Here is a 26664-nt window from a genome sequence, read left to right on the forward strand (position 1 = left end):
CGCCCCGGCCCCCCCCCCCCCCCCCCCCCCCCCCCCCCCCCGCCCCCCCCCCCCCCCCCCCCCCCCGGGGGGGGCCCCGCCGCCGTGTCCGGCCTCCGGGCCCGCCGCCGTGTCCGGCCCCGGCGGGGACCGGCCGCCCTACACTGGCCCGCTGTGAACGAAACACTCGGGGACGCCGCGCTCGTCCTCGTCTTCATCCTGCTGGGCGGGCTGTTCAACGTCGCCGAGATCTCGCTGATCTCGCTGCGCGAGGGCCAGATCCGGGCGCTGGAGGGGCGCGGCACCCGGCGCGCGGCGCGGGCCGCGCACCTGGCCGCCGACCCCAACCGCTTCCTGGCCGCCGTCCAGGTCGGGGTGACCTGCATGGGCTTCCTGTCCGCCGCCTTCGGCGCGGACACCCTGTCCGGCAAGGTCGCCCCGCTGTTCGTCCGGGCCGGGCTCTCCGAGGGCGTGTCCGACGCGGTGGCGCTGGTCGGCCTCACCCTGGTGATCAGTTACGCCTCGCTGGTGCTGGGCGAGCTGACCCCCAAGCGGATCGGCCTGCAGCGCGCCGAGTCGATCTCGGTCGTCGCCGCCCCGGTGGTGGACGTGATGTCGGTGGTGCTGCGGCCGGCGATCTGGCTGCTCGGCCACTCCACCGACCTGATGGTCCGGCTGCTCGGCGGCGACCCGACGGCGGGCCGCGGCTCGATGAGCTCCGAGGAGCTGCGCGGCCTGGTCGCCACCAACACCGAACTCGGAAGCGACGAACGGGCGTTGATCGCCGACGTGTTCGCCGCCGGGGAGCGCCAGCTGCGCGAGGTGATGGTCCCGCGCACCGAGGTGACCTTCCTGGACGCCGAGCGCCCGCTGGCCGCCGTCCGGCACCAGGCCGACACCTCGCCGCACTCGCGCTACCCGGTGGTCGAGGGCAGCGCCGACGCGGTGGTCGGCTTCGTCCACGTCCGCGACCTGTACGGCGCGCGCGGCGAGCAGGCCGCCAAGGTCCGCGACCTGGCCCGCCCGGTCAAGCTGCTGCCCGGCACCAAACGGGTGCTGGAGGCGATGGGCGAGATGCGCCGCGAGGGCCACCACCTGGCCATCGTGGTGGACGAGTACGGCGGCACCGCCGGGATCGTCACCCTGGAGGACCTGGTCGAGGAGGTGATCGGCGAGATCCGGGACGAGTACGACCGCCCGGAGGCCGCCCCCACCCGCCGGCTGGCCGGCGGCGGCATGGAGCTGGACGGTCTGCTCAACCTCGGCGACTTCACCGAGGAGACCGGCGTCACGCTGCCGGAGGGCCCGTACGAGACGGTGGCGGGCTGCCTGGTCGCCGCGCTCGGCCGGCTGCCCCGGGACGGCGACCAGGTGCGGGTCCCGGTCGAGGGCGGCGGCGGGGTGCTGCTGACGGTGGCCAAGGTCGAGGGCCGGCGGATCGCCCGGGTGGGGGTGAGTGCGGTCACACTGGCCGACCCCGCGGGGGCGGAGGTTTCCTGAGCGAGCGGTGGAACTGGAACAATGGCCCGCATGGTCAACGCAGCGGTCACTGGTCCGGTCAAGGACCGTCCCCGGGTGCTCTCCGGCATCCAGCCCACCTCCGGCTCGTTCCACCTCGGCAACTACCTGGGCGCGGTGCGCCAGTGGGTCGACCTCCAGGAGGCCAACGACGCCTTCTACATGGTCGTCGACCTGCACGCGATCACGGTGCCGCAGGACCCGGCGACGCTGCGCCAGAACACCAGGGTCTCCGCCGCCCAGCTGCTCGGCGCCGGCCTGGACCCGGACGACTGCACGCTGTTCGTCCAGTCGCACGTGCCCGAGCACGCGCAGCTCGCCTGGGTGATGAACTGCCTCACCGGTTTCGGCGAGGCCTCCCGGATGACGCAGTTCAAGGACAAGTCCTCCCGGTACGGCGCCGAGGGCACCACCGTCGGCCTGTTCACCTACCCGATCCTGCAGATCGCGGACATCCTGCTCTACCAGGCGGACGCCGTCCCGGTCGGCGAGGACCAGCGCCAGCACGTGGAGATCACCCGCGACATCGCCGAGCGCTTCAACACCCGCTACAGCCCGACCTTCACCGTCCCGAAGCCGTACATCCTCAAGGAGACGGCGAAGATCCAGGACCTCCAGGACCCGGGCGTGAAGATGAGCAAGTCGGCCTCCTCGCCCAAGGGCCTGGTGAGCCTGCTGGACGAGCCGAAGGCCAGCGCCAAGAAGTTCAAGAGCGCCGTCACCGACACCGGCACCGTCGTCTCCTACGACGAGCAGGAGAAGGCCGGCGTCTCCAACCTGCTGCGCATCCACTCCGCGCTCAGCGGCCAGACGATCGACCAGCTGGTCGCGCACTTCGAGGGCCGGATGTACGGCGCCCTGAAGACCGAGCTGGCCGAGCTGTTCACCGAGTGGGTGACGCCGTTCCAGGAGCGCACCCGGATGTTCCTGGACGACCCGGCCGAGCTGGACCGGGTGCTGGCGATCGGCGCCCACAAGGCCCGTGAGGTGGCGTCGGTGACGCTGGAGACGGTGTACGACCGGATCGGCTTCCTCCCGGCCGCCAAGCGGTGACTCCGCTCACGCGCCTGCCCGGTGGTGGCGACCTCCCCGAGGTCGTCACCATCGGCGTGTCCGTGAGCGTCCCGGATCCGTACGGCGCGGCGATCCAGGACGCCCGGGCCGGGCACGGCGATCCGCTGGCCCGGTCGATACCCACGCACGTCACCCTGCTGCCGCCGACCGAGGTGCCCGCGGAGCTGCTGCCGAAGATCGAGGAGCACCTGGCGGCGGTGGCGGCCGCGCACCGGCCGTTCCGGATGCTGCTGCGCGGCGGCGGGACCTTCCGCCCGGTCTCCCCGGTGGTGTACGTCCGGGTCGAGGAGGGCGCGCAGGAGTGCCGGCTGCTGGAGGCGGACATCCGCTCCGGCCCGCTGGCCCGCGAGCTGGCCTTCCCGTACCACCCGCACGTGACGGTCGCCCACGGCCTGTCCGACGACGTGCTGGACCAGGCGTACGAGCAGGCGCGCGGCTTCCGGGCGGACTTCCCGGTGCCGGGCTTCGGCCTCTCCCGCTTCGACGCGGACGAGGTCTGGCGCCCCTGGCGGAGCTACCCGTTCGGGTGACCCGGCGAGCGTGACCCGGCAACGGTGTCCCGCCCCGGCGCGGGCTCGACCCGCTCCGACCGGCCACCGCACGGCGCCCGCGGACGCGCGGGCGCCCGGCACCGAGGGTGCCGGGCGCCTTCCGGATCGCGCGCGGGGGCTATTCCTTGCGGAGCATCGCGTCGACCACCCGGGCCGAGGCCTTGCCGTCGTCCAGGTCGCAGTACGCCTCGCGGAACGCGGCCGCCCGGTCCGCGTACTCCTCGGTGACCTCGTCCAGCCGGCCGAGCATCGAGACGAGCTCCTCGGAGGTGGCCGGCATCGGGCCGGGCGCCTCCGCCTCGAAGTTCAGGCTGAAGCCGCGCAGGTTGTCCCGGTAGTGCTCCAGGTCGTAGGTGAAGAACACGATCGGCTTGCCGGTCGCCGCGAAGTCGAACACGCTCGCCGAGTAGTCCGTCACCAGGACGTCGGCGATCAGCAGCAGCTCCGCCATGTCGGGGTAGCTGCCGACGTCCCAGACGTAGCCGTTGCCGGCGCCCGGGATCTGGCCGCACATCAGGTGGTGCCGGCGCACCAGCAGCACCTGGTCGTCGCCGAGCGCGGCCCTGGCCGCCGCCAGGTCGATCCGCAGGTCGATCTGGTAGCCGCCCTGCGGCCGACGCCGGTCCTCGCGCCAGGTCGGCGCGTAGAGCACGACCTTCTTGCCCTCGGGCAGGCCGAGCCGCTCCCGGACCTGCTCGGCGGTCTTCTCCCGGTCGGCCGCGAACAGCAGGTCGTTCCGCGGCGAGCCGCTCTCCAGGATCTCGCCCTTGAAGTCGAAGGCGCGCCGCAGCACCGGGGCCGACCAGCGGTTGCCGGCCACCAGCAGGCTCCAGTTCGGGACCTCCCGGGCCAGGCTCTTGAGGTACTCGGAGTCGGTGAACCAGACCTTCTCGAAGTCGAGGCCGATCTGCTTCAGCGGGGTGCCGTGCCAGGTCTGGAGGACCACCTGGTCGGGACGGCGGACGAAGAAGTCGGGCAGGTGGGTGCTGGCCACCACGTACTTGGCGGTGGCCAGCGCCTCGTACCACTCCGGGCTGCGGTAGCGGAGCGCGGTCACGCTCTGCGGCAGCTCGGCCTGCATGTCGTCGTTGCCCCACAGGTGCTCCAGCGGCAGGCCGCGGCGGACCAGCTCCTCGTGGACCGCCCGCGGCGAGCCGGAGTAGGTGCCGTACTTGCCGGTGTGGTAGACCACCGTGTCGCGCACCGGCAGCCGGCGGGCGGCGGGGTAGTCCACGCTCTGCAGCTGGCGCTGGCGGAAGCCGGCCCGCTCCTCGGGCAGCAGCACCGAGTCCGACTCCAGCGACAGCCCGTCGTGGTTGCGGCGCTCCAGCAGTATCCGCTTGCCGCGGGACTCCACCACGACCGGCAGGACGTCGAAGCAGTCCGGGGTCACCAGCGCGGCGGCGTCCGGCAGTTCCGGCACCGGCACCCCGACCGGCCGGAAGACGACGTTCCAGGTGCCCCGGGAGAGCGGCACCCGGCCGGCGAAGGAGGCCGTCGGGACGGCGGGCAGCGCGGTGCGGAACCGGCCGTCCGAGATCTCCACCGGGTAGGCGTGCTCCTCCTCGCGCCACTTGTGACGGACCACCAGCTCCCAGCGGTGCGCGCCGGGCAGCGGGAACGAGCCGCTGAGCAGGAAGCCGTCGGCGCCGCGCGAGGACACCTCGTCCACCATCGGCTGGAGCACCTGGTCGGTGAACTGGAGGCGCCCCTCGGGGGACGGCTTGGAGTAGAGCGCCCGGCGCTCGGCGACCGGGGCCTGCGGGTTCAGCGCCAGGTGCAGCCGCTCCGGCGCGTTGCGGTCGTCCCAGGCCAGCGGGACGGTGCTGCCGTCGGCCAGCAGCAGCGCGCCGTCCCAGTGGTCGCGGCTGCGCTCGGCGGCCATCGGGTCCAGCTCGGCCCAGGCCTCGCGGACGGCGGTCAGCTCGGCGACCGGGAACGCCGCGGTGAACGGCTGGAGCGAGCCGACCGGGGTGCCCAGCTCCAGCGGGAAGCTCACGTGGCGGTCCGACTCGGCGTGGGTGAGCCGCAGCCGCGCCCCGGCGAAGCTCGGGCCGGAGCGGGCCGCACCCGAGACCTCCAGCCGGTCGCCGTGCGCGGCCAGGCCGGTCACCCGGGCCTTGACCGTCTCCACCCGGAGGTAGACGAAGTTGTCCCGGACCCACGGCACGATCCGCACGTCCGGCTCGACCCAGTGCGACGGGAGGAACTGGGCGCTGTCGCTCCACCCGGCCGAGATCCGGCCCTTGTAGACCCCGCCCTTGCCCGCGCCGGCCACCAGGACGCGCCAGTTGCCGTCCTTCCACTGGCCGCGGTACCGGAGCTTCCTCGGGTCGACGGCGACGGTGAAGCCGGACCAGTCGCAGCTGTACAGGTCGTGGCGGCAGCTCGCGGTGGCCTCGGGGCTGTACGTCGTCCGCATCGGCACCGCGATGACCCGGCGGCCCTTGGTCTCGCGCAGCACCAGGGTGCGGACCATGTCGTGCTTGCCGGCCGCGCCCAGCTGCTCCGGGTACGCGTGCCCGGTCATCCGGAGCTTGCCGCCTTCCCAGGAGCTGCTGTACAGCCGGCTGCGGATGACCAGCGAGTTGTCCAGCTTGAGCACCCCGGCCGGCACGCTCCTGCGCCCGCCGCGCAGGAACGGGTAGTCGGCGTACGGGCGCAGCAGACCGCGGGCCTGGACGCCGCCGCCGCTCTCGCGCTCGTACGTGATCTGCTCGACCAGCTCGTCCATCCGGCCCGACAGGGTCAGGTGGTACTTCAGCCGCAGCGGCGCGCGCAGCCGGGCGACCTGGTCGGCGCCGATCGCCCGGAGCAGCCGGCCGACGTGCAGGAGGTAGGCGTCCCGGTACTCCTTGTCGCCCTCCACGAGGGAGGAGAAGAACATCGGGATCTCCTCGACGAGGGTGTTCTCGTCGTAGGAGCGCAGGTACTCGGCGAAGCGCGGCTCGGTCTGCTTCATCAGCCAGGCGCGGACCAGCTCGACCGAGGCGACCCGGTCGATCAGGCCCTTGGGGTTGGTGCGCATCTGGGTGATCGACATCTCGCCGACCTCGCGCTCGCGCCAGTGGTAGATCGGCTCGGAGAGCACGTCCACGCTCTTGGCCAGGTAGTGGTGCGGCACGCTGACCGGGGCGTCCTCGTACAGGATGCCTTCGGGGTAGAGCAGGCCGGCCGCGTCGAAGAACGAGCGGCGGTACACCTTGTTCCACGCGGTGCGGTCGGTGACCAGCGCCGGGATCTCGGTGATGTGGGTCTTGAGCCTGGTCTCCTTGAACGGCTTCAGGTGGCCGCCGGACGGGTAGTAGCCCACGGCGCGGAAGCGCAGCACGTTGCCGGTGCAGAAGTCCGAGCCGGTCTCGTCCAGCGTGTTGATCATCAGCTCGTACGCGCTCGGCGGCATCGAGTCGTCGCTGTCCACGAAGCACAGGAACTCGGAGTCCGGGTCGATGTGCCGGATGCCGGTGTTGCGGGCCGCGCCGAGGCCCTTGTTCACCTGCCGGACCAGCCGGAACCGGGAGTCCCCGGCCGCGTAGGCCTCGGCGAGCGCCGCGCTGCCGTCCTTCGAACCGTCGTCGACCATGACGCACTCGAAGTCCGTGAAGGTCTGGGCGGCGATCGAGTCGAGGCATTCGACGAGGTAGCGCTCGACGTTGTAGATCGGGACGACGATGGAGAGGCGGGGAGCCATCGGCTACGCAGGCCTTTCTCTGGAGGAGCGTGGCAGCCCGTACGGGGCCTGGCCGCACTTGTGATCGGTGCGTACGTGCGTCCCGATCCTACCTCCGGGGACCTCGCCCGCCCGGGGGCCACTACGCTGGGGCCGTGTCCCGTTTCAGCGTGATCGTCCCCGTGTACCAGGTCCAGGACTACCTCGCCGAGTGCCTCGAATCGGTGCTCGGCCAGGACGGCCCGGACTTCGAGCTGATCGCGGTGGACGACCGCTCCCCGGACCGCTGCGGCGCGATGCTGGACGAGGCCGCCGCCGCCGACGCCCGGATCCGGGTGCTGCACCTGCCGGAGAACGTCGGCCTCGGCCGGGCCCGCAACGCCGGCCTGGAGGTCGCCACCGGGGACTACGTGATCTTCCTCGACAGCGACGACACGCTGACGCCCGGATTGCTGAAGGCCGTCGACGAGCGGCTCACCGCCACGGGTGAACCGGACGTCCTGGTCTACGACTACGCCCGTACCTACGCCGACGGCCGGATCACCCGGGCCGCCTCCGCGCACGTCTTCGGCGCCGCCTCCCCGGACGTCTTCGACCTCGACGCCCGCCCCGACCTGCTCGACCTGCTGCAGGTCGTCTGGAACAAGGCCTACCGCCGCGGGTTCGTCACCGAGCAGCGGCTGGTCTTCCCGGCCGGCTACTACGAGGACACCCCCTGGACGTACCCGGCGCTGCTCGCCGCCGCCCGGATCACCCTGCTCGACCAGGTCGGCGTGCACTACCGCCAGCGCCAGGAGGGCGGCAACATCCTGGCCACCGCCAGCCGCAAGCACTTCGACGTGTTCGCCCAGTACGACCTGGTCTTCGCCTTCCTCGACCGCCGCCCCGACCTGGACCGCTGGCGCCCGGTCGTCTACGGCCGGATGCTGCACCACCTCAACACCGTGGTCTCCAAGCCCGGCCGGGTCCCGCCCGGCGACCGCCGCGAGTACTTCCGCCGGGCCGCCGGGCACTGCGCCCGGCTGCGGCCGGCCGGCTACCGGCCGCCGGCCGGGGTGGACGGCGTGCGCACCGAGCTGCTCAGCCACGGCCGCTACGGCGCCTACCAGGCCGTCCGGGCCCTCGCCAAGGCCCGCCGACTCGTCAAGCGGTAGCCGGCCGGTCCCGCCGCGCTCCCGGGCCGCGGCGGCCGACGGACCGGTTCCTGGGCCCGCCTGACGCCCATTCGGGGGACAGGCCGGTATAACCGGTGGGTGGACTTCCTGACCCGACTTCCGGTCGTCGGCCCCTTCGTGGCCCGGGTACTGCGCAGCCGCCCGTACCGGGTGTACGAGTACCTCTCCGCCGCCCGGGGCAACCGGCTGGCCGGCGCCGTCACCTTCTTCGGCTTCCTCGCCCTCTTCCCGCTGCTCACGGTGGGCCTGGCGATCGCCGCCGCGGCGCTGAGCGACAGCCGGGTGCACGAGCTGCAGGAGCACATCTCCGACCAGCTGCCGGGGATCTCGGACGCGCTCGACCTGCCCGCCCTGGTGGCCAACGCGGGCACCGTCGGACTGGTCGGCGGGGCGCTGCTGCTGGTCTCCGGCCTCGGCTGGGTGGACACCATGCGCACCTCGATCCGCGACCTGTGGCAGCTGCCCCAGGAGGACGGCAACCCGGTGCTGCGCAAGGCCTGGGACGTGGTGGTGCTGGCCGGCCTCGGCCTGGTGTCGCTGTTCTCGCTGGGCGTCTCCGCCGTCGGGACCACGCTGGCCGGCCGGATCGCCGGCGCGGCCGGCCTGGGCAGCGGCTACCTGCTGACGGCGGTGGGCGTGCTGATCGCCATAGCGTGCGACATGCTGCTCTTCGCCTACCTGCTGGCGCCCTTCCCGGGGATCACCGAGCAGCGCCGCCGGGACCTCGTGCAGGGCGCCCTGATCGGCTCGGTCGGCTTCGAACTGCTGAAGCTCCTGCTCGCCTCCTACCTGAGCTCGGTCGCGGGACGGAGCCTGTACGGGGCGTTCGCCACCCCGGTGGCGCTGCTGCTGTGGATCAACTTCGTCTCCCGGCTGCTGATGTACTGCGTGGCCTGGACCGCGACGGCCGACCCGGTGGCCGCCCGGGAGCGGACCAGGGCGCACGGCCGGACGCTGCTGGAGGCGGCCGACAAGGCGGAGGCGGCGGCCGGGCGGGTGGAGACGGCGGTGGAGAAGGGCGGGGCCCGGCCCCCGGACTGAGGCCGAACCCCGCCGACGACCGGTGGGTCAGCCGGCGGAGCGCCGCCGCCGCAGCACCACCGCGCCGTACCCGGCCGCGGCCCCGGCCAGCACCACGGCCGACCAGCCGCCGAGCCCGAGCCCGCCGCCGTCGGTGGCCGCGGCGGGCGCCGACGCGGCCGCGGTGGCCGGCGCGGCGGTGGCCGAGGGGTGCGGCGGCGGGGCGGGCGGGCCGCCGGTGCCGCCGGCCTGGCCGGTCGGCTCGGCGCCGCCGGGCGGGAGCTCGTCGACCAGCCTGCCGACCGGCTGGACCTTGCTGGCCGCGGCGAAGCCCCAGTCCAGCAGGGCGGCCGTCTCGTCGTACACCTTCTGGTAGTTGGCCGGGTGCATCACCGTCACCAGCAGGGTGCGGCCGTCGCGCTCGGCGGCCCCGACGAAGGTCGAGCCGGCGTTGGTGGTGGTGCCGTTCTTCACGCCGATCAGCCCCGGGTACCTGCCCAGCAGCCGGTCGGTGTTGGCGATCCCGAAGCTGCCGCGCTGGCCGGTGTTCCGGTCGACGGCGCCCGGGAACATCGCGTCCCGGGTGGCGCAGTACGTCCGGAAGTCCGCGTTGCGCAGGCCGGCCCGGGCGAACAGCGACAGGTCGTAGGCCGAGGAGACCTGGCCGTCCATGTCGTAGCCGTCCGGGGAGACCACCCTGGTGTCCCTCGCCTGGAGCGCGTCGGCGCGCGCCTGCATCTCGTCGACGGTCCGCTGGACGCCGCCGTTCATGTGCGCCAGGACGTGCACCGCGTCGTTGCCGGAGCTCAGGAACACCCCGCGCCACAGGTCCTCGACCCGGTAGTCCAGGTTCTCCTTGATGCCGACCAGGCTGCTGCCGGGGCCGATCCCCTGGATCTCCTCGTCGGCCACCCGGTGCACCGCGTCGCGGTCGAACTTGGGCAGCACGGTGTCCGCGAAGAGGATCTTCAGGGTGCTCGCCGGGGGCAGCCGCAGATGCGGGTTGCTGGCCGCCAGCACCTCTCCCGACGCCGCGTCGGAGACTATCCAGGACTGGCCGGTCAGGTCGGTGGGCAGGGGCGGGGCGCCCGCCATCGGGGCGACCTGCACCCCGGGGAGCCCGAGCCGCTCGCCGCCGATCGCGACCGACGGGGGCGGCTGCTGCGGGGCCGCGCCCGCCGGGGCGGCGAGCAGTACCGGTAGGGCCGCGGTGAGCGCGCCGCACAGGCGCGCGAGCGTGTGACGGGGTGTGGGCACCAGCCGACCGTACCCACTCCCGGCTCCCCGCGTCCTCCCCCCGGGGCCCGTCCACTCCGCAGGAGGGGCCCGCCCTACGCCGATCGGAGGCCGCGCATACTGGGGACGCACACCGTCTTCACACGCCGAGGAACCCCCATGAAGCTCAGCCGCCGCACCTCCTGGTTCCTGACCGCCTTCGGGGTCTGGTCGGTCATCATCTGGACGACCTTCGTCAAGAACCTCTGGAAGGACTCCGGCGGCCAGGCCTTCACCGGCGGCGACCACTCCCAGCCCACCGCCTTCTTCTGGGTCCACCTCCTCCTCGCCGTCACCTCCTTCGCCCTCGGCATCGCCGTCGGCGCCGTCGGCGTCCGCGGCCTGCGCGCCACCCGCCGCACCCCGGCCGCCGACTGACCCGGCGGGCGGGAACGCGAAGGCCCCCGGCCCGATCGGTGGATCGGGCCGGGGGCCTTCGGGCCGTCAGGCGGGGATCAGAAGCGGCGGGTGACCAGCGCCCGCTTCACTTCCTGGATCGCCTTGGTGACCTCGATGCCGCGCGGGCAGGCCTCGGAGCAGTTGAAGGTGGTGCGGCAGCGCCACACGCCCTCACGGTCGTTGAGGATCTCCAGGCGCTGCTCGCCACCCTCGTCGCGCGAGTCGAAGATGAAGCGGTGCGCGTTGACGATGGCGGCCGGGCCGAAGTACTGGCCGTCGTTCCAGAACACCGGGCAGGACGACGTGCACGCGGCGCACAGGATGCACTTGGTGGTGTCGTCGAAGCGCTCGCGGTCCTCGGCGGACTGCAGGCGCTCGCGGGTCGGCTCGTTCCCCTTGGTGATGAGGAACGGCATGACGTCCTTGTACGCCTGGAAGAACGGGTCCATGTCCACGACCAGGTCCTTGAGGACCGTCAGGCCCTTGATGGCCTCGATCGTGATCGGCTTCTCCGGGTTGACGTCCTTGATCAGCGTCTTGCACGCCAGCCGGTTGCGGCCGTTGATCCGCATGGCGTCGGAACCGCAGATGCCGTGCGCGCAGGAACGGCGGTAGGTGAGGGTGCCGTCCTGCTCCCACTTGATCTTGTTGAGCGCGTCCAGGACGCGCTCCTTCGGGTCCATCTCCAGCTGGTAGTCGACCCACACCGGGTCCGGGTGCTCCTCCGGGTTGAACCGGCGGATCCGGAAGGTGACGGTGATCAGCTGGACGGCACCCGCCTCGGCCGCGTCCAGAGCGGCCGAGTGCTTCTCCACGGTCGGAGTGCTCATCAGTACTTACGCTCCATCGGCTGGTAGCGGGTCGTGACGACCGGCTTGTAGTCGAGGCGGATGGAGGTGGTGCCGTCCTCGGCAACCTCCTGGTACGCCATGGTGTGCTGCATGAACTTCACGTCGTCACGCGTCGGGAAGTCCTCGCGGTAGTGGCCGCCGCGGGACTCCTCGCGGGCGAGCGCGGAGACCGCCAGCACCTCGGCCAGGTCGAGCAGGTTGCCCAGCTCGACGGCCTCCAGCAGGTCCGTGTTGTACCGGAAGCCCTTGTCCTGGATCGCCACGTTCTTGTAGCGCTCCTTCAGCGCGGCGATGTCCTCGACCGCCTGCTTCAGGGTGGCGCCGGTGCGGTAGACCATGGCGTTGGTGTCCATGGTCTCCTGCAGCTCCTTGCGGATCTGCGCCACGGACTCGGTGCCGGTGGACTCGCGCAGGCCGTCGACCAGGGCCTGGACCTTCTCGGCCGGGTTCTCGGGCAGCTCGGTGAAGTCGACCGTCTGCGCGTAGTCGGCGGCGGCGATGCCCGCGCGCTTGCCGAACACGTTGATGTCCAGCAGCGAGTTGGTGCCCAGGCGGTTGGCGCCGTGCACGGACACGCAGGCGACCTCGCCGGCCGCGTACAGGCCGGGGACGATGTCGGTGTTGTTGCGCAGCACCTCGCCCTCGACGTTGGTCGGGATGCCGCCCATGGCGTAGTGCGCGGTGGGCTGGATCGGGATCGGGTCCGTGTAGGGCTCGATGCCGAGGTAGGTGCGCGCGAACTCGGTGATGTCCGGCAGCTTGGCGTCCAGCTGCTCCGGCGGCAGGTGGGTCAGGTCCAGGTAGACGTGGTCGCCGTCCGGACCGCAGCCGCGACCCTCGCGGATCTCGGTGTAGATCGCGCGGGAGCAGACGTCACGGGACGCGAGGTCCTTCATGACGGGGGCGTAGCGCTCCATGAAGCGCTCGCCGTCCTTGTTGCGCAGGATGCCGCCCTCGCCGCGGGCGCCCTCGGTGAGCAGGATGCCCATGCGCCAGATGCCCGTCGGGTGGAACTGGAAGAACTCCATGTCCTCCAGCGGCAGGCCGCGGCGGTAGACCAGGGCCTGGCCGTCACCGGTGAGGGTGTGGGCGTTGGAGGAGACCTTGAAGAACTTGCCGGTGCCGCCGGAGGCGAACACGACCGACTTGGCCTGGAAGACGTGGATCTCGCCGGTGGCCAGCTCGTACGCGACGACGCCGGCCGTCTTGCCCTCGTTGATCAGCAGGTCGAGGACGTAGAACTCGTTGAAGAACTCGACGCCGTGCTTGACGCAGTTCTGGAACAGCGTCTGGAGGATCATGTGGCCGGTGCGGTCGGCCGCGTAGCACGAGCGGCGGACCGGGGCCTCGCCGTGGTTGCGGGAGTGGCCGCCGAAGCGGCGCTGGTCGATCCGGCCCTGCTCGGTGCGGGAGAAGGGCAGACCCATCTTCTCCAGGTCGAGGACGGCGTCGATGGCCTCCTTGCACATGATCTCGGCGGCGTCCTGGTCGACCAGGTAGTCACCACCCTTGACCGTGTCGAAGGTGTGCCACTCCCAGTTGTCCTCCTCGACGTTGGCCAGGGCGGCGCACATGCCGCCCTGGGCCGCGCCGGTGTGGGACCGGGTCGGGTAGAGCTTGGTCAGGACGGCGGTGCGGCTGCGCTGCGTCGACTCGATGGCCGCGCGCATGCCGGCGCCGCCGGCGCCGACGATGACGGTGTCGTACTGGTGAATCTGCATGGGGGGTTAACTCGCCTCTGGCCTCTGCCGGTGGTCGATGGTGCTCGCGGCTCAGATGTTGGGGTCGAAGGTGAAGATCACCAGGGTGCCCAGCAGCACGGTGAAGACCGTGGCGGTACCCATGAGCCCCTTGAGCCAGAGCCGGGTCGAGTCCTTCTCGGCGTAGTCGTTGATGACCTGACGCATGCCGTTGGCGCCGTGCAGCATGGCGAGCCAGAGCATCAGCAGGTCCCAGCCCTGCCAGAACGGCGAGGCCCAGCGGCCGGCCACGAAGGCGAAACCGATCTTGGAGACGCCGCCGTCGAGCACCAGCATGATCAGCAGGTGGCCGAGGATCAGCACGACCAGGACGATGCCGGACAGGCGCATGAAGAGCCAGGCCAGCATCTCGAAGTTGGTGCGGGTGCGACGCGGGGTCTTCTTGGTCCGCTTGCGCGGAGGCTCGATGACGAACGCGTCGGCCGGGTTGCCGGTGCCCAGTCCCTTGCCGGTGTGCGCCTGCTTCGACGGGACGACGATGGCGTCGGAGATTTCCGTGGACATGTCTCGGCTCACTTCCCGAACCAGGAGATCAGCGTGTGCTGGAGGATCCCGTAGAAGGAACCGGCCATCATGACGACCCAGACGCCGACGACGGTCCAGAGCATCTGCTTCTGGTACTTCGGGCCCTTGGACCAGAAGTCCACCGCGACGACGCGCAGGCCGTTGAGGGCGTGGAACAGGATGGCGGCCACCAGGCCGTACTCCATCAGGTTCACGAGCGGAGTCTTGTACGTCTGGATGACGGTGTCGTAGGACTCCGGCGACACTCGCACGAGGGCGGTGTCCAGGACGTGGGCGAACAGGAAGAAGAAGATGAGGACGCCGGTGACTCGATGAGCCACCCAGCTCCACATGCCTTCCCGGCCGCGGTACAGCGTTCCAGCCGGCACGGAAAAACCCTCCGGAAGCGATTGGGGGCTCGGCCGGCTTCGGTGTCGGTCAGCCCGGCCGGGTACGGTCCACCGGCCGCCAGCATCCTATCGACGCCTTCTCGGGAACCGCCTCCGGGGGCCCCAGGTGTGATCAATCAGGCACTTCTGGCCTAGCGGGGCGGGAACCGGACCGGTTGCCGCCACGGCGGGTGAGGGCGCGCTCACGCCGCGCACCGGAGGGTGTGGGGCGCGGCGGTCGCGGACTCGGGCCGGTTCGGCTCCGGTGGTGCCCCGGATTCACCCGTCCGGGCGGATTCGCGGATGGAGTCACCCGCACAGGTGAAGCCGGGGTGCGGTGGCGGGCTCAGTGCGCCGCGGCCCCCGTGGGGGTGGCAACCAGGTGCTCCAGTCGGGTGAGGGCGATCCGGCGGAGTTCGTCGGCCGCGATCAGCCGCTCCTCGTCCGGGTCGTTGGCGAGCCGGGTGCGGATGGAGGAGAGCACGGTGTCGAGCATCTCCTCCGGGGCGACCCGCTCCAGGCAGACCACGAAGACGTGCCCGAACCGGGCCTCGTACGCGGCGTGCGCCGCCCGCAGCGCGGTGTGGGCGGCCTGGCTGCCGGGGGCCCGCATGCCGAGCAGTGGCTGCGGCATCCAGCTCTCGTCCGCCAGCGCCTCGGCGAGGTCGGCCGGGCGGAGGTCGTAGGAGGCCTCGCTGGCGGCGGCCAGCAGGGACTCGATGTCGGGGTAGGGCCGGTGCGCGGTGAGGCGCAGGGCCCAGCGGTGGCTGCCGCAGCAGGCCAGCAGGGCCTCCTCGGCAGCGCCGGCGTCGGCTTCGTTGAAGCGGTGCAACCCGAGGAGGGTCGGCTCTGTTCTGACGTCGAGCCGCTGTGACGGGATGTCGCTGGCCAGCGGGTCCTCCTCGTGAGGGCGGGAAGGTGCCGGTGAAGGGGGGTGGTGAGCGGGTGGAAGAGGGGCTGCCGGGGGGCGCGCGGGCGCCGGTCGGGCTGCGCCTCAAAGGTAGTTGAGCCGTCATCAGTTGGGGAGGGCGCGCGCCGAATTCATCCGGACGAGCTATCAAGTTGTGACGTTGACACCTGCACGTCAGCGCCCTCCCCGCGGTCGTCGGCCCGCCCCTCGGGGCGGGCCCCGGCTCAGCCGCGGTGGACCTTGTGGTTGGCGGCCTGCGCCCGGGGGCGGACCACCAGCAGGTCGATGTTCACGTGCGAGGGCCGGGTGACCGCCCACGCCACGGTGTCCGCGACGTCCTCCGAGGTGAGCGGCTCGGCCACGCCCGCGTAGACCGCGGCGGCCTTCTCCTCGTCGCCGCGGAAGCGGGTGACCGCGAAGCCCTCGGACTTCACCATGCCGGGCGCGATCTCGATCACCCGGATCGGCTCCCCGCACAGCTCCAGCCGCAGCGTGGCGGCGATGGTGTGCGCGGCGTGCTTGGCGGCGACGTACCCGCCGCCGCCCTCGTACGCGGCCAGCGCGGCGGTCGAGGAGAGCACCAGGACCGTGCCGTCGCCGGTGGCCCGCAGGGCCGGCAGCAGGGCCTGGGTCACGTGCAGCACGCCGAGCACGTTCACCTCGTACATGGCCCGCCAGTCGGCCGGGTCGCCGTGCTCGACGGTCTCGGCGCCGATCGCGCCGCCGGCGTTGTTCACCAGGACGTCCACCCGGCCCACCGCGGCCGCGAAGGCGTCCACCGCGGCCCGGTCGGTGACGTCCAGGGTGACCGCCCGGGCGGAGCCGCCCCCGTCGGCGATCTCCTTGGCCAGCGCCTCGACGCGGTCGGTCCGGCGGGCGGTCAGCACCACGTCGAAACCCTCGGCGGCCAGCCGGCGGGCGGTCGCCGCGCCGATCCCGCTGCTGGCACCGGTGACCACGGCCACCTTCTGCTCGGTCATTGCCACTCCCTGGGGCTCATCGGTCGTTCACCCGATCATCTCAACCGCGTCGCCGCCCCGGCGGGCCGGTCAGGCCCTACATTGCGAGACACCGCGAGGACCTTGCTCCCAGTTCCGCAGGAGGCACCCATGGCAGCCGAGCCGCGCCGCGCCGAGTCGGGCTTCGGGATCGAGCCGCTGTACGGGCCCGAGTCCCTGGCGGGCTGGGACGCCGGCGCCCGGCTGGGCCGGCCGGGGGAGTACCCGTACACCCGGGGCGTCTACCCGACGATGTACACCGGCCGCCCCTGGACGATGCGCCAGTACGCGGGCTTCGGCACCGCCGCCGAGTCCAACGCCCGCTACCGGCAGCTGATCGCCGGCGGCGGCACCGGCCTCTCGGTCGCCTTCGACCTGCCCACCCAGATGGGCTACGACTCGGACGCGCCGCTCGCCGCCGGGGAGGTCGGCAGGGTGGGCGTCGCCGTGGACAGCGTCGACGACATGGCGGAGCTGTTCGACGGCATCCCGCTCGGCGACGTGTCCACCTCGATGACCATCAACGCGCCCGCCGCCCTGCTCCTGCTCCTCTACCGGCTGGTCGCCGAGGCCCAGGGGGTGGCGCCGGCGGCGCTCACCGGCACGGTCCAGAACGACGTGCTGAAGGAGTACATCGCCCGCGGTACGTACATCTTCCCGCCGCAGCCCTCGCTGCGGCTGGTCGCCGACGTCTTCCGGTACTGCCGGGCCGAGATCCCGCGCTGGAACACCATCTCCATCTCCGGCTACCACATGGCCGAGGCCGGCGCCGACCCCGCGCAGGAGGTCGCCTTCACCCTGGCCAACGGCATCGCCTACGTCCGTACCGCGCTCGCCGCCGGGATGGCCGTGGACGACTTCGCGCCCCGGCTCTCGTTCTTCTTCGTTGCCCGTACGACCCTGCTGGAGGAAGTGGCCAAGTTCCGCGCGGCGCGCAGGATCTGGGCCGGGATCATGCGGGACGGATTCGGCGCCCGGGACCCGCGCTCGCAGATGCTGCGCTTCCACACCCAGACCGCGGGAGTGCAGCTCACCGCCCAGCAGCCCGAGGTCAACCTGGCCCGGGTCACCGTCCAGGCGCTCGCCGCGGTGCTCGGCGGCACCCAGTCGCTGCACACCAACGGATTCGACGAGGCGATCGCGCTGCCCACCGAGAAGGCCGCCCGGCTCGCCCTGCGCACCCAGCAGGTGCTCGCGTACGAGACCGACGTGACCGCCACCGTGGACCCGTTCGCCGGCTCCTACGCCGTGGAGTCGCTCACCGACCAGCTGGAGGACGCCGCGCGGGCGCTGATGGACCGGATCGAGGAGCAGGGCGGTGCGGTGGCCGCGATCGAACGCGGGTTCCAGAAGGGCGAGATCGAGCGCACCGCCTACCGGCTCCAGCAGGAGACCGACTCCGGTGAGCGGACCGTGGTCGGCGTCAACCGCTTCCGGTCGGACACGGAGGAGCCGTACCAGCCGCTGCGGGTGGACCCGGCGATCGAGCGGCGGCAGGCGCGGCGGCTGGCCCGGCTGCGGGCCGAGCGCTCGGCCGGCGCCGTCACCCGGACGCTGGACGCGCTGCGCCGCACCGCCGAGGGGACGGGGAACGTGCTGTACCCGATGAAGGAGGCGCTGGCCGCCCGGGCCACCGTCGGCGAGGTGTGCGACGCGCTGCGCGGGGTGTGGGGGACGTACGCCCCGGTGGAGCGCTTCTGACCTCCCGCTGAACGGCCGTCAACCCGCGGGTCGCGTCCTGGCGGTGGCGGCCGTGACCGCCGGCCGGAGGGATCGTTGCACAGGGCACGCAACCCGGGGAAGGCGGCTGAAACAAGATGTCATACCCACGTGTCCGGCCGGTATGCACCCATCCGGAGACTAATTTTCCGGAAGTCGGGCCAAATCCCCCCAACAGGCCTACGATTGGCGAGATGAACCGTCCTGAGCCCGCTCAGTCGGGCGCCACCACTCTCGCCGTCGCACGTCCCGCCGCCGATCTGCGCGACCGGGTACGGGCGCTGGAGCCCGAGCTGATCGCCTTCCGCCGTGATCTGCACCGGCACCCGGAGCTGGGCCGCCAGGAGTTCCGAACCACCGGGCTGCTGCGCGACCGGCTGGTGGCGGCCGGCCTCGAACCCCGGGTGCTGCCGGGCGGCACCGGCATGCTCGTCGACATCGTCCCGCCCGGCACCGCCCCGGGCACGGAGTTCCTGGCCTTCCGCGCCGACATCGACGCGCTGCCGATCGACGACGCCAAGACCGACGTGCCGTACCGCTCCTCCGTCCCCGGCCGGGCCCACGCCTGCGGCCACGACGTGCACACCTCGGTGGTGCTCGGCACCGGCCTGGTGCTGGCCGAGGCCGCCCGCACCGGCGAACTGCGCCGCCCCGTCCGGCTGGTGTTCCAGCCCGCCGAGGAGGTCATGCCGGGCGGCGCGCTGGACGTGATCAAGGCCGGCGGGATGGCGGGCGTCGGGCGGATCTTCGCGGTGCACTGCGACCCGAAGGTGGAGGTCGGCCGGATCGCGCTGCGGGTCGGGGCGATCACCTCGGCCTGCGACCGCCTGGTGCTCCACCTGGACGGTCCCGGCGGGCACACCGCCCGTCCGCACCTGACCACCGATCTGGTCACCGCCGTCGCCCGGACGGCCGCCGACCTCCCGGGCGCGCTGGCCCGCCGGATGGACCCGCGCTGGGGCGTCAGCCTGGTCTGGGGGCGGATCGCCTCCGGCTCCGCGGCCAACGTCATCCCGCAGCACGCCGAGCTGGAGGGCACCGTCCGCTGCCTGGAGCTGGACGGCTGGCGCGAGGCGCCGGACCTGCTGCACGAGCTGATCGCCAAGCTGGCCGAGACCCACCGGGCCAAGTGGACGCTGGACTACCACCGCGGGGTGCCGCCGGTGGTCAACGAGGCGGTCTCGGTCGCCCGGTTGGACGAGGTGATGAACGACCGTTTCGGCCGGGACGGCGCCGTGGTCGTGGAGGGCACCGAACAGAGCCTGGGCGGCGAGGACTTCTCCTGGTACCTGGAGCACGCCCCGGGCGCCCTGGCCCGGCTGGGCGTCCGCGCCCCCGGCGACGCCACCGTCCGGGACCTGCACCAGGGCCGCTTCGACGTGGACGAACGGTCGATCGGCATCGGCGTGGAGCTGTTCTCGGCGCTGGCCCTGGAGGCGGACGGCAGCTGACGGCGCGGCGACAGCCGGCGACGGACCCGGGGCGGTGCGGCCGACACGGGCGGAGCGCGCGGACCCGGGGGTTCCGGAACCGTTCCGTAGACTGGCCGGACCGACCTCGGACCACCGTCCGCGCAGGGGACAGAGCCTCGGGGCGAGCATCAGACCACGGTTTGATAACAACCCGAATGCTCCGGCACCCCGTAACACAACCGTGTTCTACGCGCGTTACGGTGGCGTCCGACCACGCCAAACGGTTGCGTGTAGAAGGAGATATCCCCTTGCGCCGTTCAATGAAGCTCGCCGCGGTTGTGCTCTCGGGTTCCCTGGGCATGGCCTCGCTCGCCGCTTGCGGCGCAAAGAGCACCGACACCTCCTCCTCTTCCGGCTCGGGCGACGGCTCGATCAAGGTCGGCATGGCCTACGACATCGGCGGCCGCGGCGACCAGTCGTTCAACGACTCCGCCGCCCGTGGCCTCGACAAGGCCAAGTCCGAGCTGGGCGTCTCCGTGACCGAGGCCGAGGCCAAGCAGGGCGAGGCCGAGGCCGACAAGGAGACCCGCCTCAAGAACCTGATCGACGGTGGCTACAAGACCATCGTCGCGGTCGGCTTCGTCTACCAGCAGGCGGTCAACAAGGTCGCCAAGGACAACCCGGGCGTCAAGTTCGCGATCATCGACTCGAACGACAAGGACCAGCCGGCCAACGTCACCTCGCTGCTCTTCGCCGAGCAGGAGGGCTCGTACCTGGCCGGCGTCGCCGCCGCGAACAAGTCGAAGGCCAAGCACGTCGGCTTCATCGGCGGCGTGCAGTCCGAGCTGATCAAGAAGTTCGAGGCCGGCTACACCGCGGGTGTGAAGTCCGTCGACCCGAACATCACGGTCGAGACCACCTACCTGACCACCCCGCCGGACTTCACCGGCTTCGCCTCGCCCGACAAGGGCAAGGAGGCCGCCCAGGGCCAGCTCGACAAGGGCGCGGACGTCATCTACACCGCCGCCGGCTCCTCCGGCAACGGTGCCATCGAGGCCGTCGCCAACAAGTCGGGCGCGCTGGCCATCGGCGTCGACTCCGACCAGGCCAGCCAGCCGGCCCTGGCGAAGTACAAGAACAGCATCCTGACCTCGATGGTCAAGAACGTCGACACCGCGGTGTTCTCGTACGTCCAGTCGGTCAAGCAGGGCCAGAGCCCGACCGGCGTCAAGCTGTTCGACCTGAAGGCCGAGGGTGTCTCGCTCGCCACCACCGGCGGCAAGATCGACGACATCCAGGACAAGCTGAAGGCCGCCGCCGACGCGATCAAGTCCGGCGCCACCACCATCCCGACCGCGCCGGTCAAGTAAGCACCGCGCGTCCCGGACGCCGCGGCGCCTGCCGCCTGCCCGGCAGCGCGACGCGTCCACACAGTTCACGGGAGGGGCCCGGCAGGGTGCGCTCAACGCGTACCCCCGGGCCCCGTTCCGTCTCCCACGTTCCCCCTTGGCCCTCCGAGCGCAACGTCGCGCCTCCAGACCACCAGGAGATCGCCATCACCGCATCCGACCCCGTCCCCCTGCGCGAGGACGGCACCCCCAGCGCGGGGACGGCGACACTGGCCGTCGAACTGCGCGGCATCACCAAGCGCTTCCCCGGTGTCGTGGCCAACCACGACATCAACCTCACCGTCCGCACCGGCACCGTGCACGCCCTGATGGGTGAGAACGGCGCCGGCAAGTCGACGCTGATGAAGATCCTCTACGGCATGCAGAAGCCGGACGAGGGCACCATCGCGATCAACGGCGAACTGTGCGAGTTCAACACCCCGGGCGACGCCATCTCCCGCGGCATCGGCATGGTGCACCAGCACTTCATGCTCGCCGACAACCTCACGGTGTGGGAGAACGTCGTCCTCGGCGGCGAGAAGATCCACGGCATCGGCGCCAAGGCCAAGGCGAAGATCAAGGAGATCTCCGACCAGTACGGCCTGGGCGTGCGCCCGGACGCCCTGGTCGAGGACCTCGGCGTCGCCGACCGCCAGCGCGTCGAGATCCTCAAGGTGCTGTACCGCGGCGCCAAGATCCTGATCCTCGACGAGCCCACGGCCGTGCTCGTGCCGCAGGAGGTCGACGCGCTGTTCGACAACCTGCGCGAGCTCAAGTCCGAGGGCGTCACCGTCATCTTCATCTCGCACAAGCTGCACGAGGTGCTCGCGGTGGCCGACGCGATCAGCGTCATCCGGCGCGGCACCACGGTCGGCGACGCCGACCCGAAGGCCGTCACCGCCCGCCAGCTCGCCGAGCTGATGGTCGGCGCCGAGCTGCCCTCCCCGGAGAGCCGCGAGTCGACCGTCACCGACGCCGTGATGCTCGACGTCGACGGCCTGCGGATCGCCAAGACCGACGCCGAGGGCGTCGAGCGCGTCGTCCTGGACGACGTCTCGCTGCGCATCCACAAGGGCGAGATCCTCGGCATCGCCGGTGTCGAGGGCAACGGCCAGGCCGAGCTGGTCGAGGCCGTGATGGGCATGCTGCCGCTGAACGCCGGCACCGTCACCCTGGACGGCAAGGACCTCTCCGGCGTCCAGACCCGGGCCCGCCGCGAGGCCGGCATCGGCTACATCCCCGAGGACCGCCACCGGCACGGCCTGCTGCTGGAGGCTCCGCTCTGGGAGAACCGCATGCTCGGGCACGTCACCGAGGCGCCCAACTCCAAGGGCGTGCTGCTCGACCCGGCCGCCGCCCGGGTGGACACCCAGCGGATCGTCGAGGAGTACGACGTCCGCACCCCCGGCATCGAGGTCACCGCGGCCTCGCTCTCCGGCGGCAACCAGCAGAAGCTGATCATCGGCCGCGAGATGAGCCACCAGCCCAAGCTGCTGATCGCCGCCCACCCCACCCGCGGTGTGGACGTCGGCGCGCAGGCGCAGATCTGGGAGCACATCCGGGTCGCCCAGCGGGCCGGCCTGGCCGTCCTGCTGATCTCCGCGGACCTGGACGAACTGATCGGCCTGTCCGACACCATCCGGGTGATCTACCGCGGCCGCCTGGTCGCCGACGCCGACCCGGCCACCGTCACCGCCGAGGACCTCGGCACCGCGATGACCGGTGCCGCCAGCGGCCACCTGGAGTCCGAGCCGGAGGCCGTCGCCGAGGCGCAGGCCGTCGCCGCCGAGGGCACCGAGGCCGAGGGCCAGCACTCGCACACCGACACCGCCGACGACCCGCAGGCGGGGGAGTAACCCATGACCAGTCCCAACCCCGCCGCCGCGAAGCCCGGCCTGGCGCAGCGGTTCAGCGGCGAGCGGATCGTGCTCGCCCTGGCGGCGCCGGTGCTCGCGATCGTGCTCTCCGTCGCCATCTGCTCGGTGCTGCTGGCGACCTCGGGCAAGAACCCGTTCGACGCGTGGAACGTGATGATCACGTACGCCACCAAGTCGGACGGCCAGGTGAACATCATCAACCGGACCACCACGTACTACCTGGCCGCCGCGGCCGCGGCGTTCGGGTTCCGGATGAACCTGTTCAACATCGGCGTCGAGGGCCAGTACAAGGTCGCGGCGCTGTTCGCGGCCTTCGTCGGCAGCCGGCTCGACCTGCCGGCCTTCATCCAGATCCCGCTGCTGCTGATCACCGCCATGCTGGTCGGTGGCCTGTACGCGAGCATCGCCGGTCTGCTGAAGGTCTACCGCGGCGTCAGCGAGGTCATCTCGACCATCATGCTGAACGCGATCGCCACCGCGATCGTCGGCGTGCTGCTCGTCCCGGGCATCTTCGCGCCCAAGGTGAGCGGCACCAGCAACTCGATCCAGACCGAGAAGATCTCGGAGTCCAGCCACTTCTTCTCGATCGAGACGGACGGCGGCAGGCTCTGGGGCTTCCTGGTCGTCGCCGTCCTGGTCGGCGTGGTCTTCCAGTTCGTGCTGACCCGCACCCGCTTCGGCTTCGACCTGCGGGCCACCGGCCGCTCGGAGTCCGCCGCGACCGCGTCCGGCGTGAACGTCAAGAAGATGGTCGTCATCTCGATGATCGTCTCCGGTGCGATCGCCGGTCTGATCGGTCTGCCCGAACTGCTGCAGAACTCGTACTACTTCGGCCAGACCTTCCAGCAGAACCTGGGCTTCCTGGGCATCTCGATCGCCCTGCTCGGCCGGAACAGCCCGATCGGCATCGCCTTCGCGGCGCTGCTGTTCGCCTTCCTGGACGCGTCCGGCTCGGTGCTCCCGCTGCCCCTGAACGGCGAGTTCCCGTTCGAGATCGTCGACGTCATGAAGGGCACCATCGTCATCTGCGTCGTCGTCGCGTACGAGCTGGTGCGCCGCTACGGCCTGAAGCGCCAGCAGCAGAAGGTCGGCGCCCAGCTCGCCGCCCAGCTCGCGGCCACTGAGAAGAAGGAGGTGTCGGCATGAGTACCGCCACCGCTGCTCGTCCGAAGGCGCCGGGCGCGCCCGCGAAGAAGCGCAAGCTGTCCTGGCCGGTCGTCCTGCTCCTGATCGCGGGCGCCCTGGTCCTGTTCTCCGCCGTGGGCCTGGCCACCGGCAACCACTCGCTGACCTCCTCCGGGCAGGTCACCGCCGCGCTGGGCGCGGCCGTGCCGATCGGCATGGCCGGTCTCGGCGGCCTCTGGTCCGAGCGGGCCGGTGTGGTCAACATCGGTCTCGAAGGCATGATGGTCGCCGGCACCTTCTGCGGCGCCTGGGCGGGCTACCTGGTCAACCCGTGGGTCGGCCTGCTGGCCGGCATGGCCGGCGGCGCGCTCGGCGGCCTGCTGCACGCGGTCGTCACCGTCACCTTCGGCGTCGACCACATCGTCTCCGGCGTCGGCATCAACCTGCTGATCCCCGGCATCTGCGCGTACGTCAACCGGATCTACTACAAGGACTACGTCTCGGCCGGCGCCGGCCAGAACCAGTCCCCGCCGGCGGACCCGCTGCCGTACATCACCATCCCGGGCCTGTCCTCCGGGCTGAAGGACATCGAGAGCCACCACTGGTTCTTCGTCTCGGACCTCGCCGGGGTGCTCGGCGGCATGGTCACCAAGCTCTCGGTGGTCGTGGTGCTCGCCGCCGTGCTGATCGTGGTCAGCTACTTCGCGCTCTGGCGCACGGTATTCGGCCTGCGGCTGCGCTCCTGCGGCGAGAACCCCACCGCCGCCGAGTCGCTGGGCGTCAACGTCTACAAGTACAAGTACCTCGCGGTCGTCGCCTCCGGCGCGTTCGCGGGCCTCGGCGGTGCCTACCTCTCGCTGGTCGCCGCGCACTTCTACAAGGACGGCCAGACGGCCGGCCGCGGCTTCATCGGCCTGGCCGCGATGATCTTCGGCAACTGGATGCCCGGCGGCCTCGCCATGGGCGCCGGCCTGTTCGGCTTCACCGACAGCCTCCAGCTCCGCGACCCGGAGTCGGTGCACGTGCTGATCCTGATCGTCGGCATCGCGATGGTCCTGCTGGCGCTCTGGAACCTGTACCGCCGCAAGTACGTCTCGACGGCGGTCACCACCGCGGCGGCCGCGGGCCTGATCTGCTGGTACGCGTTCACCGAGCAGGTGCAGCGCCCGCTGATCGTCGCCACGCCGTACCTGATCACCCTGGTGGTGCTCTCGCTGGCCTCGCAACGGCTGCGGATGCCGAAGGCGGACGGCCAGATCTACCGCAAGGGGCAGGGCAAGTGACGGCCCCGGCCGCCGGCCCGGTCGACTGGGAGCTGCTGCGGACGGCGGCGCGCGAGGCGATGGGCCACGCGTACGCGCCGTACAGCAGGTTCCCGGTCGGCGCGGCCGCACTGGTGGACGACGGCCGGGTGGTCACCGGCTGCAACGTCGAGAACGCCTCGTACGGGCTGGGGCTGTGCGCCGAGTGCGGGCTGGTGTCCGCGCTGCACTCCTCCGGCGGCGGCCGGCTGGTCGCCTTCACCTGCGTGGACGGCGCCGGCGACCTGCTGATGCCGTGCGGGCGCTGCCGCCAGCTGCTCTACGAGCACGGCGGGCCGGAGCTGCTGATCGAACTGGCCTCGGGCGTGAAGCCGATGAGCGAGGTCCTGCCCGACGCGTTCGGGCCGGAGCGGCTCTAGCATCCTTTTCTGTTACGCGCGTAGAGTGTCGCGAGTGGGCCGGAACCAGGTCATCTCGCGGCACTCTTCGCTTTTGACGCTTTTTGAAACCCCTCTTGGAGCACGCATGGACGTCATCTCCGTCATCAGGACCAAGCGCGACCGCGGAGAGCTGAGCGACGCTCAGATCGACTGGGTCATCGACGCCTACACCCGCGGCGAGGTCGCCGACGAGCAGATGTCCGCCCTGGCGATGGCGATCCTGCTGAACGGGATGGGGCCGCGCGAGATCAGCCGCTGGACCGACGCCATGATCCGCTCCGGCGTCCGGATGGACTTCTCCTCGCTGCCGCTGCCCACCAGCGACAAGCACTCCACCGGCGGCGTCGGCGACAAGATCACCCTGCCGCTCGCCCCGCTGGTGGCCGCCTGCGGCGCCGCCGTCCCGCAGCTGTCCGGCCGCGGCCTCGGCCACACCGGCGGCACCCTGGACAAGCTGGAGTCCATCCCCGGCTGGCGCGCCCTGCTCTCCAACGAGGAGATGATGGACGTGCTGCGCGACGCCGGCGCGGTCATCTGCGCCGCCGGCGACGGCCTCGCGCCGGCCGACAAGAAGCTGTACGCGCTGCGCGACGTCACCGGCACCGTCGAGGCCATCCCGCTGATCGCCTCCTCGATCATGTCCAAGAAGATCGCCGAGGGCACCGGCGCGCTCGTCCTGGACGTCAAGGTCGGCTCCGGCGCGTTCATGAAGAACCTGGACGACGCCCGCGAGCTCGCCCGCACCATGGTCGGCCTGGGCACCACCGCCGGGGTCAACACCGTCGCCCTGCTCACCGACATGTCCACCCCGCTCGGCCTCACCGCGGGCAACGCGCTGGAGGTCCGGGAGTCCCTGGAGGTGCTCGCGGGCGGCGGCCCGGCCGACGTCGTGGAGCTGACCCTGGCGCTCGCCCGCGAGATGCTCGCCGCGGCCGGCGTGCACGGCAAGGACCCGGCGGACGCGCTGCGGGACGGCTCCGCGATGGACCACTGGCGCCGCATGATCGCCGCCCAGGGCGGCGACGTCGACGCCCCGCTCCCGGTCGCCCGCGAGCAGCACGTCATCCCGGCGCCCGCCTCCGGCGTGCTCACCGCGCTGGACGCCTACGCCGTCGGCGTCTGCGCCTGGCGCCTGGGCGCCGGCCGCGCCCGCAAGGAGGACCCGGTCCAGGCCGGCGCCGGCGTCGAGATGCACGCCAAGCCCGGCGACACGGTGGTGGCCGGCCAGCCCCTGCTGACCCTCCACACCGACACCCCGGAGCGCTTCGACTACGCGGTCGAGGCCCTGGCCGGCGGCATCGAGGTCGCCCCGGCGGGCACCGCCTTCACCCCGAACCCGATCGTGCTGGACCGCATCGCCTGACGGTC

Annotated in this window: 22 protein-coding genes; 14 read left to right on the forward strand and 8 right to left on the reverse strand. The window is 71.8% G+C overall.

Going from position 1 to position 26664, the window contains the following annotated elements; translation table 11 throughout:
• The first annotated feature begins 153 nt into the window (after positions 1-153).
• The 3 genes from ACFY0X_RS20275 to ACFY0X_RS20285 all read left to right on the forward strand — a co-directional run bounded on the left by ACFY0X_RS20275 (position 154) and on the right by ACFY0X_RS20285 (position 3101).
• The gene (locus tag ACFY0X_RS20275) at positions 154-1479 is read left to right on the forward strand and encodes a hemolysin family protein (RefSeq protein ID WP_387756458.1); all 1326 of its coding nucleotides are present in this window, start codon (positions 154-156) and stop codon (positions 1477-1479) included.
• A gap of 75 nt (positions 1480-1554) precedes the next feature.
• Positions 1555-2550, forward strand: a complete 996-nt coding sequence (gene trpS / locus ACFY0X_RS20280; RefSeq protein WP_387756608.1) for a tryptophan--tRNA ligase — start codon at positions 1555-1557, stop codon at positions 2548-2550.
• A 62-nt stretch (positions 2551-2612) separates the two neighbouring features.
• Positions 2613-3101: a 2'-5' RNA ligase family protein gene (locus ACFY0X_RS20285; protein WP_387756460.1), complete on the forward strand. Its 489-nt coding sequence runs from the start codon at positions 2613-2615 to the stop codon at positions 3099-3101.
• A 139-nt stretch (positions 3102-3240) separates the two neighbouring features.
• On the opposite strand, the gene ACFY0X_RS20290 is transcribed toward ACFY0X_RS20285, so the two are convergent.
• A complete protein-coding gene (locus ACFY0X_RS20290) occupies positions 3241-6813 on the reverse strand; it encodes a CDP-glycerol glycerophosphotransferase family protein (RefSeq protein ID WP_387756462.1) in 3573 nt (1190 codons plus the stop codon).
• 134 nt (positions 6814-6947) lie between these two features.
• Between ACFY0X_RS20290 and ACFY0X_RS20295 the strand changes: the two genes are divergently transcribed.
• Positions 6948-7946: a glycosyltransferase family 2 protein gene (locus tag ACFY0X_RS20295; RefSeq protein ID WP_387756464.1), complete on the forward strand. Its 999-nt coding sequence runs from the start codon at positions 6948-6950 to the stop codon at positions 7944-7946.
• A gap of 99 nt (positions 7947-8045) precedes the next feature.
• Positions 8046-9008, forward strand: coding sequence for a YihY/virulence factor BrkB family protein (locus ACFY0X_RS20300; RefSeq protein WP_387756466.1), 963 nt, complete (start codon positions 8046-8048; stop codon positions 9006-9008).
• 27 nt (positions 9009-9035) lie between these two features.
• Here ACFY0X_RS20300 and ACFY0X_RS20305 read toward each other — a convergent pair whose 3' ends face one another.
• A complete protein-coding gene (locus ACFY0X_RS20305; RefSeq protein ID WP_387756468.1) occupies positions 9036-10244 on the reverse strand; it encodes a D-alanyl-D-alanine carboxypeptidase family protein in 1209 nt (402 codons plus the stop codon).
• Between the two features lie 138 nt (positions 10245-10382).
• Between ACFY0X_RS20305 and ACFY0X_RS20310 the strand changes: the two genes are divergently transcribed.
• Positions 10383-10640: an SCO4848 family membrane protein gene (locus tag ACFY0X_RS20310; RefSeq protein WP_387756470.1), complete on the forward strand. Its 258-nt coding sequence runs from the start codon at positions 10383-10385 to the stop codon at positions 10638-10640.
• 77 nt (positions 10641-10717) lie between these two features.
• Here the strand turns inward: ACFY0X_RS20310 and ACFY0X_RS20315 are convergent, their stop codons facing one another.
• The 6 genes from ACFY0X_RS20315 to ACFY0X_RS20340 all read right to left on the reverse strand — a co-directional run bounded on the left by ACFY0X_RS20315 (position 10718) and on the right by ACFY0X_RS20340 (position 16055).
• A complete protein-coding gene (locus ACFY0X_RS20315) occupies positions 10718-11491 on the reverse strand; it encodes a succinate dehydrogenase iron-sulfur subunit (protein ID WP_387756472.1) in 774 nt (257 codons plus the stop codon).
• Positions 11491-13233, reverse strand: a complete 1743-nt coding sequence (gene sdhA, locus ACFY0X_RS20320) for a succinate dehydrogenase flavoprotein subunit (protein ID WP_387756474.1) — start codon at positions 13231-13233, stop codon at positions 11491-11493. Before sdhA ends, ACFY0X_RS20315 begins: the two co-directional genes overlap by 1 nt.
• A gap of 51 nt (positions 13234-13284) precedes the next feature.
• A complete protein-coding gene (gene sdhD / locus ACFY0X_RS20325; RefSeq protein ID WP_316523753.1) occupies positions 13285-13776 on the reverse strand; it encodes a succinate dehydrogenase, hydrophobic membrane anchor protein in 492 nt (163 codons plus the stop codon).
• 8 nt (positions 13777-13784) lie between these two features.
• Positions 13785-14165: a succinate dehydrogenase, cytochrome b556 subunit gene (gene sdhC, locus ACFY0X_RS20330; RefSeq protein ID WP_387756477.1), complete on the reverse strand. Its 381-nt coding sequence runs from the start codon at positions 14163-14165 to the stop codon at positions 13785-13787.
• A 346-nt stretch (positions 14166-14511) separates the two neighbouring features.
• The gene (locus ACFY0X_RS20335; RefSeq protein ID WP_387756609.1) at positions 14512-15057 is read right to left on the reverse strand and encodes a 2-oxo-4-hydroxy-4-carboxy-5-ureidoimidazoline decarboxylase; all 546 of its coding nucleotides are present in this window, start codon (positions 15055-15057) and stop codon (positions 14512-14514) included.
• A gap of 242 nt (positions 15058-15299) precedes the next feature.
• The gene (locus ACFY0X_RS20340; RefSeq protein ID WP_387756479.1) at positions 15300-16055 is read right to left on the reverse strand and encodes an SDR family oxidoreductase; all 756 of its coding nucleotides are present in this window, start codon (positions 16053-16055) and stop codon (positions 15300-15302) included.
• Positions 16056-16184: 129 nt separating this feature from the next.
• Between ACFY0X_RS20340 and ACFY0X_RS20345 the strand changes: the two genes are divergently transcribed.
• The 8 genes from ACFY0X_RS20345 (at position 16185) to ACFY0X_RS20380 (ending at position 26659) form a co-directional block, all read left to right on the forward strand.
• Entirely contained in the window at positions 16185-17774 is a 1590-nt protein-coding gene (locus tag ACFY0X_RS20345; protein WP_387756481.1) for a methylmalonyl-CoA mutase, read from the forward strand.
• A gap of 212 nt (positions 17775-17986) precedes the next feature.
• On the forward strand, positions 17987-19243 hold the full coding sequence (locus tag ACFY0X_RS20350) for an amidohydrolase (RefSeq protein WP_387756483.1): 1257 nt from the start codon (positions 17987-17989) through the stop codon (positions 19241-19243).
• A 269-nt stretch (positions 19244-19512) separates the two neighbouring features.
• Positions 19513-20574 (forward strand): BMP family protein, encoded by a 1062-nt coding sequence (locus ACFY0X_RS20355; RefSeq protein WP_387756485.1) that lies wholly within the window; start codon positions 19513-19515, stop codon positions 20572-20574.
• Between the two features lie 347 nt (positions 20575-20921).
• Positions 20922-22448 (forward strand): ABC transporter ATP-binding protein, encoded by a 1527-nt coding sequence (locus tag ACFY0X_RS20360; RefSeq protein WP_387756610.1) that lies wholly within the window; start codon positions 20922-20924, stop codon positions 22446-22448.
• Between the two features lie 3 nt (positions 22449-22451).
• On the forward strand, positions 22452-23615 hold the full coding sequence (locus tag ACFY0X_RS20365; RefSeq protein WP_387756487.1) for an ABC transporter permease: 1164 nt from the start codon (positions 22452-22454) through the stop codon (positions 23613-23615).
• Complete coding sequence (locus ACFY0X_RS20370; protein WP_387756489.1) at positions 23612-24877, forward strand: ABC transporter permease; 1266 nt, start codon at positions 23612-23614, stop codon at positions 24875-24877. Before ACFY0X_RS20365 ends, ACFY0X_RS20370 begins: the two co-directional genes overlap by 4 nt.
• Complete coding sequence (locus tag ACFY0X_RS20375) at positions 24874-25275, forward strand: cytidine deaminase (protein ID WP_387756491.1); 402 nt, start codon at positions 24874-24876, stop codon at positions 25273-25275. The genes ACFY0X_RS20370 and ACFY0X_RS20375 overlap by 4 nt, the downstream gene beginning before the upstream one ends.
• A gap of 106 nt (positions 25276-25381) precedes the next feature.
• On the forward strand, positions 25382-26659 hold the full coding sequence (locus tag ACFY0X_RS20380) for a thymidine phosphorylase (protein WP_387756493.1): 1278 nt from the start codon (positions 25382-25384) through the stop codon (positions 26657-26659).
• Positions 26660-26664 lie beyond the last annotated feature (5 nt).

Source organism: Kitasatospora sp. NPDC001547, assembly GCF_042894165.1.
Lineage (GTDB): Bacteria > Actinomycetota > Actinomycetes > Streptomycetales > Streptomycetaceae > Kitasatospora.

Excerpts from the sequence above, each read along its gene's own strand:
- ACFY0X_RS20290 (WP_387756462.1), bottom strand. The coding sequence starts at position 6,813 with ATGGCTCCCCGCCTCTCCATCGTCGTCCCGATCTACAACGTCGAGCGC.
- ACFY0X_RS20310 (WP_387756470.1), top strand. The coding sequence starts at position 10,383 with ATGAAGCTCAGCCGCCGCACCTCCTGGTTCCTGACCGCCTTCGGGGTC.
- ACFY0X_RS20315 (WP_387756472.1), bottom strand. The coding sequence starts at position 11,491 with ATGAGCACTCCGACCGTGGAGAAGCACTCGGCCGCTCTGGACGCGGCC.
- sdhA (WP_387756474.1), bottom strand. The coding sequence starts at position 13,233 with ATGCAGATTCACCAGTACGACACCGTCATCGTCGGCGCCGGCGGCGCC.
- sdhD (WP_316523753.1), bottom strand. The coding sequence starts at position 13,776 with ATGTCCACGGAAATCTCCGACGCCATCGTCGTCCCGTCGAAGCAGGCG.
- ACFY0X_RS20340 (WP_387756479.1), bottom strand. The coding sequence starts at position 16,055 with ATGACCGAGCAGAAGGTGGCCGTGGTCACCGGTGCCAGCAGCGGGATC.
- ACFY0X_RS20345 (WP_387756481.1), top strand. The coding sequence starts at position 16,185 with ATGGCAGCCGAGCCGCGCCGCGCCGAGTCGGGCTTCGGGATCGAGCCG.
- ACFY0X_RS20350 (WP_387756483.1), top strand. The coding sequence starts at position 17,987 with ATGAACCGTCCTGAGCCCGCTCAGTCGGGCGCCACCACTCTCGCCGTC.
- ACFY0X_RS20360 (WP_387756610.1), top strand. The coding sequence starts at position 20,922 with ATGGGTGAGAACGGCGCCGGCAAGTCGACGCTGATGAAGATCCTCTAC.
- ACFY0X_RS20365 (WP_387756487.1), top strand. The coding sequence starts at position 22,452 with ATGACCAGTCCCAACCCCGCCGCCGCGAAGCCCGGCCTGGCGCAGCGG.
- ACFY0X_RS20370 (WP_387756489.1), top strand. The coding sequence starts at position 23,612 with ATGAGTACCGCCACCGCTGCTCGTCCGAAGGCGCCGGGCGCGCCCGCG.
- ACFY0X_RS20380 (WP_387756493.1), top strand. The coding sequence starts at position 25,382 with ATGGACGTCATCTCCGTCATCAGGACCAAGCGCGACCGCGGAGAGCTG.